This is a genomic window from Vibrio sp. R11-SG3-ISO9 (assembly GCF_059834255.1).
Genome location: NZ_JCBDGU010000024.1, coordinates 59,800 through 70,827, shown reverse-complemented (window position 1 = coordinate 70,827; position 11,028 = coordinate 59,800). Strand labels below are relative to the sequence as shown.

The window sequence follows — 11,028 nt, the reverse complement described above, 5'->3', positions numbered from 1 at the left end:
AACCGTTAGGATGGAATTTTGGTGGGAATTATTCAAAATCGAGAGTCATTGCCATCAAACGGCGTAGAAAATAACGCAGCGACATGCTTAAGCTCGACAATAAAAATAGAGTCGATTAACCAACCCATTAAATGAAAAAACCTCAAGACCATAAGCCTTGAGGTTAATAATAAGAACTAATTAGCCTTGAATCGCTTCAACGACTAGGTTGAAGTTAGGCGCTTCAGTGATTTCGCTAACGAGCTCACTGTGAATCACTTTGTTTTCGCTATCCAATAGGATAACCGCTCGTGATGCTAGACCGGTCAGTGCATGGTCTTTAATTTCAACACCGAATGCGTTCAGCGCAGCTGCATCTTTAAACACAGAAAGGTGCTCAACGTTCGCAATCTCAGACGCTTCATTGTAGCGCGCCAGAGCAAATGGCAGATCCGCTGACACAGTGTAAACCGAAACATCTTTCAGGTTTAGTTGCGCCAGTTCAGATAGGCTCTTGGTCGTTGCCGCGCATACTGGAGTATCGATACTCGGAAATAGGTAGATCAGCTTATACTTGCTGTCTACATCAGAGATTGTCATTGGGTTAAGCGACACAGTACACAATTCAGGTGTCACTAGTTGCTCGCCTTTACTAGGGAAATTACCTGCCAATACAACTTCTTCACCAAGAAATGTAACTTTATTCATGATTTATCCTTTTGATTGCCGACGACTCAATAAGTCATCTGTTTTATTTTTCTCGTGCTGTTTAAGTGACGTTAATAACAGTTTTAAATTCGCTCAGCTTTGGTAGCGCATCATCGAAACCAACAGATTGTGAAAAGTCCATTTCTACATCGATGTGCTGCTTGGCAAGATTCAATAAGACGGCACGGTCATTATCGTCCAGTGATTTAATGTTTGCAGACAGCACTTTGACTAGGCTTTGCAGCACATCCAGTTGAAAGGATTCGATCGACGTCATCGTTCGATATTCCTCTAGCAAATGCGTCGCCAACTCTGCGTCTTTTTTCTTAATCTTTGACATTCTCTTACCTATTAACAAAACAAATTAATAACTTAACTATCAGTAACCTCAAATCGTGGAAAAAATTTATCACTCGATATAACGCCGAGCCACAAACCTTTCTCAAAGCAAAATGTAATGACGGATAAAACATCACACCTTACTAAAACATCAGCGCATAAAAATGTAACGACCAACAAAATCATCAACGTAAGACACTGATAAATATTGAAATAGATTTTCACTCAAATCTGACTAAGGTGTTTCATTGTGATTAAATCTGCACGAAGAAAAGTACGACATAGAATTTTGTTTTCCTGTTCTCAGCACAATGCAATAGAGGAAACAAATTCCTAGCAAGATATGACAGTCAACAAAGGCACGACAGTAAGCAAAGCTAAGCAAGACAAAGCCTGGAGTTCTCCGGCAGTAGCCGTGAGTTTTTAGTAGTGGGGTAGAAAAACTTAATAAGATGCAGAGGAGAAATAACAACTAAGGGTAACGGACATAAAAAAGCCCCGCATAAGCGAGGCTTTCAATATCAGGCTGAAGATAAATTACAGCTCTTCTTGTGGCATTTCGCCAGTCTCGGGCTCTTCAGGCTGAGCTGGGGTCAGTAGCATTTCACGAAGTTTAGCATCGATAGTTTTCGCTGCTTCTGGGTTCTCACGAAGGAACTTACCAGCGTTCGCTTTACCCTGACCAATCTTATCGCCGTTGTAGCTGTACCAAGCACCTGCCTTTTCAATTAGCTTGTGCTTAACACCTAGGTCGATCAGCTCACCTTCACGGTTGAAACCTTGGCCGTATAGGATTTGAGTTTCTGCTTGCTTAAATGGTGCAGCAATCTTGTTCTTAACAACCTTGATACGAGTTTCGTTACCAACAATCTCGTCGCCCTCTTTGATAGAGCCAGTACGACGGATATCAAGACGAACAGATGCGTAGAACTTAAGTGCGTTACCACCAGTCGTCGTCTCAGGGTTACCAAACATAACACCGATCTTCATACGGATTTGGTTGATGAAGATACACATACAGTTAGATTGCTTAAGGTTACCCGTTAGCTTACGCATTGCTTGAGAAAGCATACGTGCTTGAAGACCCATGTGGCTGTCGCCCATTTCGCCTTCGATTTCCGCTTTCGGTGTCAATGCTGCTACTGAGTCGACAACAAGAACGTCAATCGCACCTGAACGCGCTAGCGCATCACAGATTTCTAGTGCTTGCTCACCAGTATCTGGTTGAGAAACAAGAAGTGCATCGATATCAACACCCAGTTTTTGAGCGTAGATAGGGTCTAGTGCGTGCTCCGCATCGACGAATGCACACGTTTTACCTTCACGCTGAGCTGCTGCAATAAGCTCTAGTGTTAGTGTTGTTTTACCTGATGATTCTGGACCGTAGATCTCAACGATACGACCCATTGGTAGGCCACCAGCACCTAGTGCGATATCTAGAGATAGCGAGCCAGTAGAAATCGTTTCTACATCCATTGTGCGGTTGTCACCAAGACGCATGATAGAGCCTTTACCAAACTGCTTTTCAATCTGACCAAGGGCTGCGGCTAACGCTTTTTGTTTATTCTCGTCCATTACTATCTCCACATAATCGGTTGTCTATAACAAGCGATTTAGAATCTGTTTCTAACCCACATAGGGGTGACTAATTGGTGTTTATTATACTGTTGATTCATACAGTGTCCATACCTGTATGAAAATTATTTGTACAATTGTTACTTCTCTTCCAACAGGTAATCATAAATAACCTCAAGCGCACAGGCGGTCGCTTGTTGTCGTACTTGTGATCGATCACCCGCAAATACATGCGTTTCTACTTTTTTCCAACCATTGTTTGCAACCCAAGCAAAACAGACTGTGCCGACTGGCTTCTCTTCACTGCCTCCGCCAGGGCCTGCAATACCACTGATCGATACGGCAATCGTGCCATTAGAGAGCGCCAACGCGCCTTGCGCCATTTCAACCACCACAGCCTCACTGACTGCCCCATGCGCTTCCAGCGTTGCAGCTTGCACGTCAATCATCTCTTGTTTGGCTTCATTACTGTAAGTGATAAAAGCACGGTCAAACCACGCTGAGCTACCGGCTATATCTGTGATTGCACTTGCAACGCCACCACCAGTACACGACTCTGCCGTGACCAAAACGTGCTGATTATTTAATAAAAGCTGGCCGAGTTTTTCGCTGAGTTGTTGAATCGATGACATGGTGACAAACTCCATTGTTTCTGCATGGTTTCTACATGAGTGAATTTGAATCTTTATCGCTTGCGCCGCTTTTCGCAGGTATCGCTTTCACGTATCCTAAGCCGCAATAGAAATAAACGAAAGAAGTTAACAGTGAAAGCCGATCAAAAACATACTCCCATGATGCAGCAGTACCTAAAACTCAAAGCAGAGAATCCAGAGATCCTGCTTTTCTACCGCATGGGAGATTTCTACGAGCTTTTCTATGATGATGCCAAAAGAGCCTCTCAACTCCTTGATATTTCCCTAACTAAACGCGGCTCATCTGCAGGCGAACCAATTCCAATGGCGGGCGTGCCGTTTCACGCTGTAGAAGGCTACCTCGCTAAACTGGTTCAACTCGGTGAGTCTGTTGCTATCTGTGAACAGATTGGCAACCCGGCAACATCAAAAGGCCCTGTAGAGCGTGCCGTTGTGCGCATCGTGACACCGGGTACAGTGACCGATGAAGCCCTTCTTTCTGAGCGCGTTGATAATCTGATTGCTGCGATTTATCACCACAACGGTAAGTTTGGCTACGCAACTTTGGATATCACTTCAGGTCGCTTCCAACTTTCGGAACCAGAGACCGAAGAGTCAATGGCCGCTGAACTACAACGTACTTCACCAAGGGAGCTGCTCTTCCCAGAAGACTTCGAACCTGTAGAGTTGATGGCGAACCGTAACGGTAACCGCCGTCGCCCAGTATGGGAATTTGAATTAGATACGGCCAAGCAGCAACTCAACAAACAGTTCGGTACCCGCGACCTCGTCGGCTTTGGTGTGGAACATGCCAAACTTGGTCTATGTGCTGCGGGTTGTTTGATCCAATATGTAAAAGATACCCAACGTACCGCTCTGCCGCATATTCGCTCACTGACTTATGATCGCCAAGATCACTCTGTAATCTTAGATGCAGCGACTCGTCGCAACCTAGAGATCACTCATAACCTTGCAGGTGGCACTGACAACACGCTGGCAGAAGTACTCGATCACACAGCTACGCCAATGGGTAGCCGTATGCTCAAGCGTTGGTTACATCAGCCGATGCGCAATATCGCCGCTCTCGACCAACGCCTAGATGCAATTGGTGAGATGAAAGATTTAGCTCTATTCACAGAGCTGCAGCCAACACTGAAACAGATTGGTGATATTGAGCGTATCCTTGCTCGATTAGCTCTTCGCTCTGCACGTCCGCGTGATATGGCCCGCCTGCGTCAAGCGATGGACTACCTTCCAGAACTTGCAGATACACTAGAACAAGTCTCTCATCCATACCTGACTCAGCTTGCACAATATGCTGCACCTTTTGAAGAAGTGTCTGAGCTGCTTACTCGTGCGATCAAAGAGAACCCACCAGTTGTGATTCGCGATGGCGGAGTAATTGCTGCAGGGTACAGCGCAGAGCTAGATGAGTGGCGCGACCTTGCAGACGGTGCAACAGAGTACTTAGACAAACTCGAAGCGGAAGAACGTGAACGTCACGGGATTGATACGCTAAAGGTTGGCTACAACAACGTACACGGCTTCTTTATTCAGGTGAGCCGTGGTCAAAGCCACTTGGTTCCACCTCATTACGTACGCCGCCAAACGTTGAAGAACGCTGAGCGCTACATTATCCCTGAGCTAAAAGAGCACGAAGACAAGGTTCTGAACTCAAAATCTAAAGCACTAGCGATTGAAAAGCAGCTTTGGGAAGAACTATTCGACCTACTATTGCCGCACCTAGAACAACTGCAGAACATTGCCTCTTCTGTATCGCAATTAGACGTTCTTCAAAACCTAGCTGAACGTGCTGATACTTTAGATTACTGTCGCCCTACTCTAGACAAGGAGCCTGGCGTTCACATTCAAGCGGGTCGTCACCCTGTGGTTGAACAGGTGATGGACGAACCTTTCATTGCCAACCCGATTGACTTGAATGATCAACGTAAGATGCTGATCATCACAGGTCCAAATATGGGCGGTAAATCGACCTATATGCGTCAAACTGCGTTGATCGCACTAATGGCTCATATTGGTTGTTACGTTCCTGCAGAGAGTGCAACCATTGGCTCTATCGATCGTATCTTCACTCGAATTGGTGCATCTGATGACCTTGCATCTGGTCGTTCAACCTTCATGGTAGAAATGACAGAAACAGCGAACATTCTGCATAACGCAACACCAAGCAGCTTGGTTCTGATGGATGAGATCGGTCGTGGTACCAGCACCTATGATGGCCTATCACTGGCTTGGGCAAGCGCGGAGTGGTTAGCAAATCAAATCAATGCGATGACGCTGTTTGCGACTCACTACTTCGAACTGACTGAACTACCAAACCAGATCCCAACCTTGGCGAATGTTCACTTGGATGCCGTTGAACATGGCGACAGCATTGCCTTCATGCACGCAGTTCAAGAAGGTGCAGCAAGCAAATCTTACGGTCTTGCAGTAGCTGGGCTTGCGGGAGTACCAAAAGCTGTAATTAAGAATGCACGAGCTAAGCTCACCCAACTTGAAGCGCTAAGTGCTGAGACACCTACAGCAAAACCAAGCGGTGTCGATATTGCGAATCAACTTAGTCTTATCCCAGAGCCAAGTGAAGTAGAGCAAGCGCTAGCAAACGTTGATCCAGATGATCTAACACCACGCCAAGCACTGGAAGAGTTGTACCGCCTAAAGAAACTTCTCTAGTCAAAAGTAATTCTCTCTAACCTCGATAAAAACAAAAACGCTGACATTGAGTCAGCGTTTTTATTGGGCATTTCTAGATCTAGACTAATCGTTTTCGACGTTGAATAGATTTTCCATATTCAAGCCTTGCTTGATCAGGATTTCTCTTAAACGACGTAGACCTTCTACTTGAATCTGGCGCACACGCTCACGAGTTAGGCTGATCTCACGACCGACTTCTTCAAGAGTCGATGGCTCGTAACCAAGAAGCCCAAAACGACGTGCAAGCACTTCTTTCTGCTTAGGATTCAGTTCATCTAACCAGTAGATCAGTGATGTTTTGATATCGCTGTCTTGAGTCGACACTTCTGGGTCTGAGTTGTTTACGTCTGGAATGATGTCCAGTAGCGCTTTCTCGCCGTCACCACCGATTGGTGTATCGACTGAGCTTACACGTTCATTAAGGCGTAGCATTTTGCTTACGTCGCTCACCGGCTTATCTAGCTTGGTCGCGATCTCTTCCGCTGTTGGCTCATGATCAAGCTTTTGTGATAGCTCACGAGCGGTACGCAGGTAGATATTTAGCTCTTTCACAACATGAATTGGCAGACGAATAGTACGCGTTTGGTTCATCAACGCACGTTCGATCGTTTGACGGATCCACCATGTTGCGTAAGTAGAAAAGCGGAAGCCTCGTTCTGGATCGAACTTCTCAACAGCACGGATCAAACCTAGGTTACCCTCTTCGATAAGATCAAGCAGAGCTAAGCCACGGTTGCTGTAACGACGTGAAATTTTGACCACAAGACGTAGGTTACTTTCGATCATGCGCTTACGAGCAGCTTCGTCTCCGCGTAATGCGCGACGAGCATAAAGCACTTCTTCTTCTGCGGTTAAGAGTGGTGAGAAGCCAATTTCACCCAAATACAACTGAGTTGCATCTAGGCTTTTCGAAGTCACTTCGACTTCTTCTTTTGCTTCTGTTTTTTTAGTGACGGTTTGTTCGCCTTGCTCAACGTTTGCCAACTCCGTGGTCTCTTGGTCAAGTTCGAACTCTTCTTTAATAACTGCATTGCTGATACTCATAACGCCTCCCCCTGGCGATATTAGCAAGACATTACAACTTCAAATGTCGCTAAATGACTATGTCACTTTATACAAGTACCATTGCGGCACTCATATTAAGGTAAATAACGTTTTGGATTCACGGATTTACCTTGGTAACGAATCTCAAAGTGCAGCCTAACGCTTTTGGCTCCAGAACTTCCCATTGTGGCAATTTTCTGTCCTGGTTTAACACTTTGCCCTTCAGATACTAATAGTCGATCGTTATGCGCGTATGCACTTAAGTAGTTGTCATTATGCTTTACAATCACGAGATTGCCGTAGCCTCTGAGTGCATTACCCGAATAAACAACCGTTCCCCCTGCAGTAGATACGATAGGCTGACCACGCTGTCCTGCTATGTCGATGCCTTTATTTCCTTGTTCACCTACAGAGAAATTCTTGATTACTCTCCCTTTGGTTGGCCATAACCATTTCGATACTTTATCGTTAGTTGGCTTGCTGGCGGTTGTAACATTCTGTTTACCTTTAGAACCAACATACTCCTTTGGCTTCGATTGTTCAACCTTCTTTGGTGGATCTTTTTTAACCGTTTTCGCCGTTGACTGCACAGGTGCCGGTTTAGAGTTTTTACTCTTCACAGGTTCAGCTTTAGTGGTCGCTGGCTTAGAGGATTTCGAGCTGGAGGAGCTCGGTGTGCTCACAACGGGAACCACCGGTGCTGGTTTAGGTGCAGGGGTAACGCTGGCAACGGCCGCCGACTTGCCATAAGCAGGAGCCTTGTATGACGGACGCCATAACTTAAGCTTCTGCCCTGGATGGATAGTATAAGGCGCAGAGAGATCGTTGTAGTGAATCAGGTCATTGACATCTTTGTTGGTCAAATAAGCGATAAAGTAGAGGGTATCGCCTTTCTGAACTTCATAATAACTGCCACGATAGCTGCCACGCTCAATGGTGGAGTAATCTTTGTTCAGGTTTGATACAGGTGCAGGGGAATTCGCTGCGCACCCTGCTAGTACGCAACTCAACAATATCGCTATCCCTTTTGAAAACTGTGAACGCATTCAGTTGTTATCCATCTACACCAATAGTTTTGTTACGCCAATTCACCCGGAACCAAAGGAACGAAACGTACCATCTCAATCGTTTCTGAAAGGTACTCGTCACCTTGGCGGGTAATTTTTAACAGTTGTTGCTCGTTGTCCCCAACCGGGATCAGTAAACGTCCACCATCACTCAATTGCTCTAAAAGCGCTTGAGGGATTGATTCAGCAGCTGCCGTTACGATGATGGCATCAAATGGGCCTTTCGCAGCCCACCCTTGCCAGCCATCGCCATGTTTCGTGGAAATGTTATAAAAATCAAGCTGCTTGAGCCTTCTTTTCGCATCCCACTGTAATGACTTGATACGCTCAACAGAATAAACATGATCGACTAACTGAGCCAATACCGCCGTTTGGTACCCCGAGCCAGTTCCAATCTCTAAGACGCGGCTAGTCTGTTGAAGTTCCAACAGTTCCGTCATTTTCGCCACTATATAAGGTTGAGATATCGTCTGACCTTGTCCAATAGGCAGTGCATTATTGTCATAAGCTTGGTGATACATCGCCTGCGATAGAAAACGCTCTCTAGGCAAACGAAAAATCGCATCCAGAACCTTTTGGTCTCGAATACCACTCTCAATCAAGAAACTGACTAAGCGGTGTGCGTGAGGGTTAGTCATTGGCGCTCTCCTAGCCACTGCGACATGGCACCTAAAGATTCATGAGCTGTTAGATCAACCTGCAGCGGCGTCACTGAAACGAAGCCATGCTCTATCGCATAGAAATCTGTTCCCTGTCCTGCGTCCTGCTCTTTACCTGGAGGACCTAACCAGTAGATATCATGACCCCTTGGATCTTTCTGCTTAATCATGTCTTCAGAATGATGGCGAGCACCAAGGCGCGTCACCTGTGTTCCCTTAAGATCACCAACAGCAACATCTGGAACATTAACGTTCAACAAACGATTGGTTGGGATCGGTCGAGCTAAGTGCTGTTCAACGATTTGGCGTGCAATAAGAGCGGCGGTTTTAAAATGTTGTTTGCCTACCAAAGAGAACGCGACTGACTGTACACCTAAAAAGTGCCCTTCCATCGCTGCGGCAACGGTACCTGAATAGAGCACATCATCGCCTAGATTTGCTCCATGATTAATGCCAGTCAGCACTAAATCAGGCATATCATCCTTAAGCAGCTCATTCAATGCAAAGTGCACACAATCCGTCGGTGTACCTTGCACAGAGTAAGTGTTAGCTGCGATTTCTTGAACGCGCAGAGGCTGCTCAAGCGTTAATGAATTCGACGCACCCGAGCGATTACGGTCAGGTGCAACGATAATAACGTCAGCAAGGTCGCGTAACTCATCAGCTAGGGCATGAATACCCTGAGCATGAACGCCATCATCATTGCTGAGTAAAATCTTCATTCTGTATCCTTTCTTATATCCGTCCAATTTACGCCTTTACTACGGGTATTGTCGCTCTACAGCCACTTCTTCCACTAGCTCACGAACAATCGCTGTCGCAAAGCAACCTGCATCCAATGAGAACTTAAGTGTGATGTTGTCGCCATCCACTTCCCATGAGAGCTGTTGTGGTTTAAGAGAAGCTTCACGACGATCATGACGCATACGGTTTCCGCGAATGAGCGCCATTAAATCTGGCTCGTCATCAAGGTGCTTCTGCTCAAGAGCGAGTGCATTCTCTTGTGTCGGCAATGCATTGTCGCCAGCCATGGCTACAGAAACCTGCGCTTCGCCTTTCTCAATCGCCAAGTTCAACGCTTCAATGTTTTCAGCCGTTGCCAACAGTTGCTCACCAGCGCTGAAAACGACGTCGCCAAGAATTGCTGAGTTAAACACGTTCTGTTCAATACGCTCTGACAAAATGCGATTGAAAATCCAAGAGCGAGCTGCAGATAGATATAAACTACGCTTGTTCTGGTTACGTGTACGCACATTATCACGCCCCCAGCGACGAGCTTCAGACAAATTATTACCTTCATTGCCAAAACGCTGAGCACCAAAATAGTTCGGTACACCTAGCTGAGCCACTTTCTCAAGGCGATTGACCACATCAGCGGTGTCAGTCACTTCAGACAGAGTCAGTTCAAATTGGTTACCAACTAGGTCGCCTGGGCGCAGCTTTTTGTTGTGGCGTGCCGTCGCTAAGATCTCAATACTTGGGTACTGAGCTAAGAAAGCTGTAAAGTCTGGCGTATCCCCCTTTGGTAGGTGAACACTCAACCATTGCTCAGTCACTGCATGACGGTCTTTCAGACCCGCCCAGCTCACGTCTTTCGATTTAACGCCACATGCTTTTGCCAGTTCATTGGCAACAAAGCTGGTGTTCTCACCGGTTTTGCGGATACGCACCATTAGGTGCTCACCTTCTCCAGTGAATTCGAAACCTAAGTCTTCGATAACCACAAAATGCTCGGCCTTCGCTTTCAGTTTAGCTTGTGCCGTCGGCTTGCCATTCAAATAGGCAAATGAAGATAGAATATCTGACATGCTGTTCTTTTCGTTTTGGTGCTTACGCACTTTTAGTAATTAGGACGACTGCTTCGCTTGCAATGCCCTCTTTGCGTCCGGTAAAACCAAGACGCTCAGTTGTTGTCGCTTTTACATTCACGTTGCCAATATCTGTTTCAAGATCCTCAGCAATCGCTTGGCACATTGCATCAATGTGCGGGGCCATTTTTGGCGCTTGTGCCATGATGGTCACGTCCACATTACCGACTTGATAACCTTGTTCTTTAACGCGGCGGTAAACATCTTTAAGCAGCTCACGACTATCTGCTCCCTTCCACTCATCATCGGTGTCTGGGAAGTGACGACCGATATCGCCTGCGGCAATCGAGCCTAATAGCGCATCACATAATGCGTGCAAAGCCACATCACCATCTGAATGCGCAACCAGTCCTTGCTCATAAGGAACGCTCACGCCACCAATAATCACTGGGCCTTCACCACCAAATTTATGAACATCAAAACCGTGGCCAATACGAATCAT

Annotated in this window: 11 protein-coding genes; 1 reads left to right on the top strand and 10 read right to left on the bottom strand. The window is 46.2% G+C overall.

Annotated elements, in window-relative coordinates; translation table 11 throughout:
• Nucleotides 1-180 precede the first annotated feature (180 nt).
• The 4 genes from tpx to pncC form a co-directional block, all read right to left on the bottom strand.
• Entirely contained in the window at nucleotides 181-687 is a 507-nt protein-coding gene (gene tpx / locus AC6R05_RS07250) for a thiol peroxidase (protein WP_500647009.1), read from the bottom strand.
• A 61-nt stretch (nucleotides 688-748) separates the two neighbouring features.
• The gene (locus AC6R05_RS07245) at nucleotides 749-1,027 is read right to left on the bottom strand and encodes a hypothetical protein (protein ID WP_285353069.1); all 279 of its coding nucleotides are present in this window, start codon (nucleotides 1,025-1,027) and stop codon (nucleotides 749-751) included.
• 536 nt (nucleotides 1,028-1,563) lie between these two features.
• Nucleotides 1,564-2,601: a recombinase RecA gene (gene recA / locus AC6R05_RS07240; protein WP_032549782.1), complete on the bottom strand. Its 1,038-nt coding sequence runs from the start codon at nucleotides 2,599-2,601 to the stop codon at nucleotides 1,564-1,566.
• A gap of 140 nt (nucleotides 2,602-2,741) precedes the next feature.
• Nucleotides 2,742-3,233 carry a nicotinamide-nucleotide amidase gene (pncC, locus tag AC6R05_RS07235; protein WP_500647008.1) on the bottom strand — a complete coding sequence of 164 codons (492 nt, stop codon included), beginning with the start codon at nucleotides 3,231-3,233 and terminating at the stop codon, nucleotides 2,742-2,744.
• Nucleotides 3,234-3,365: 132 nt separating this feature from the next.
• Here pncC and mutS point away from each other — a divergent pair, with 132 nt between their 5' ends.
• Entirely contained in the window at nucleotides 3,366-5,927 is a 2,562-nt protein-coding gene (mutS, locus tag AC6R05_RS07230; RefSeq protein ID WP_500647007.1) for a DNA mismatch repair protein MutS, read from the top strand.
• 84 nt (nucleotides 5,928-6,011) lie between these two features.
• Here the strand turns inward: mutS and rpoS are convergent, their stop codons facing one another.
• The 6 genes from rpoS to ispF all read right to left on the bottom strand — a co-directional run bounded on the left by rpoS (nucleotide 6,012) and on the right by ispF (nucleotide 11,028).
• Nucleotides 6,012-6,992 carry an RNA polymerase sigma factor RpoS gene (gene rpoS / locus AC6R05_RS07225; RefSeq protein ID WP_032549786.1) on the bottom strand — a complete coding sequence of 327 codons (981 nt, stop codon included), beginning with the start codon at nucleotides 6,990-6,992 and terminating at the stop codon, nucleotides 6,012-6,014.
• Nucleotides 6,993-7,087: 95 nt separating this feature from the next.
• Nucleotides 7,088-8,038, bottom strand: a complete 951-nt coding sequence (locus tag AC6R05_RS07220; RefSeq protein ID WP_150893453.1) for a peptidoglycan DD-metalloendopeptidase family protein — start codon at nucleotides 8,036-8,038, stop codon at nucleotides 7,088-7,090.
• 32 nt (nucleotides 8,039-8,070) lie between these two features.
• Entirely contained in the window at nucleotides 8,071-8,697 is a 627-nt protein-coding gene (locus AC6R05_RS07215; protein WP_150869276.1) for a protein-L-isoaspartate(D-aspartate) O-methyltransferase, read from the bottom strand.
• Nucleotides 8,694-9,440, bottom strand: a complete 747-nt coding sequence (gene surE, locus AC6R05_RS07210) for a 5'/3'-nucleotidase SurE (protein ID WP_150893449.1) — start codon at nucleotides 9,438-9,440, stop codon at nucleotides 8,694-8,696. Before surE ends, AC6R05_RS07215 begins: the two co-directional genes overlap by 4 nt.
• A gap of 39 nt (nucleotides 9,441-9,479) precedes the next feature.
• A complete protein-coding gene (gene truD / locus AC6R05_RS07205; RefSeq protein WP_500647006.1) occupies nucleotides 9,480-10,526 on the bottom strand; it encodes a tRNA pseudouridine(13) synthase TruD in 1,047 nt (348 codons plus the stop codon).
• Between the two features lie 22 nt (nucleotides 10,527-10,548).
• Nucleotides 10,549-11,028: a 2-C-methyl-D-erythritol 2,4-cyclodiphosphate synthase gene (ispF, locus tag AC6R05_RS07200; RefSeq protein ID WP_285468016.1), complete on the bottom strand. Its 480-nt coding sequence runs from the start codon at nucleotides 11,026-11,028 to the stop codon at nucleotides 10,549-10,551.

Excerpts from the sequence above, each read along its gene's own strand:
- rpoS (WP_032549786.1), bottom strand. The coding sequence starts at position 6,992 with ATGAGTATCAGCAATGCAGTTATTAAAGAAGAGTTCGAACTTGACCAA.
- pncC (WP_500647008.1), bottom strand. The coding sequence starts at position 3,233 with ATGTCATCGATTCAACAACTCAGCGAAAAACTCGGCCAGCTTTTATTA.
- surE (WP_150893449.1), bottom strand. The coding sequence starts at position 9,440 with ATGAAGATTTTACTCAGCAATGATGATGGCGTTCATGCTCAGGGTATT.
- AC6R05_RS07245 (WP_285353069.1), bottom strand. The coding sequence starts at position 1,027 with ATGTCAAAGATTAAGAAAAAAGACGCAGAGTTGGCGACGCATTTGCTA.
- AC6R05_RS07220 (WP_150893453.1), bottom strand. The coding sequence starts at position 8,038 with ATGCGTTCACAGTTTTCAAAAGGGATAGCGATATTGTTGAGTTGCGTA.
- tpx (WP_500647009.1), bottom strand. The coding sequence starts at position 687 with ATGAATAAAGTTACATTTCTTGGTGAAGAAGTTGTATTGGCAGGTAAT.
- AC6R05_RS07215 (WP_150869276.1), bottom strand. The coding sequence starts at position 8,697 with ATGACTAACCCTCACGCACACCGCTTAGTCAGTTTCTTGATTGAGAGT.
- truD (WP_500647006.1), bottom strand. The coding sequence starts at position 10,526 with ATGTCAGATATTCTATCTTCATTTGCCTATTTGAATGGCAAGCCGACG.
- recA (WP_032549782.1), bottom strand. The coding sequence starts at position 2,601 with ATGGACGAGAATAAACAAAAAGCGTTAGCCGCAGCCCTTGGTCAGATT.
- ispF (WP_285468016.1), bottom strand. The coding sequence starts at position 11,028 with ATGATTCGTATTGGCCACGGTTTTGATGTTCATAAATTTGGTGGTGAA.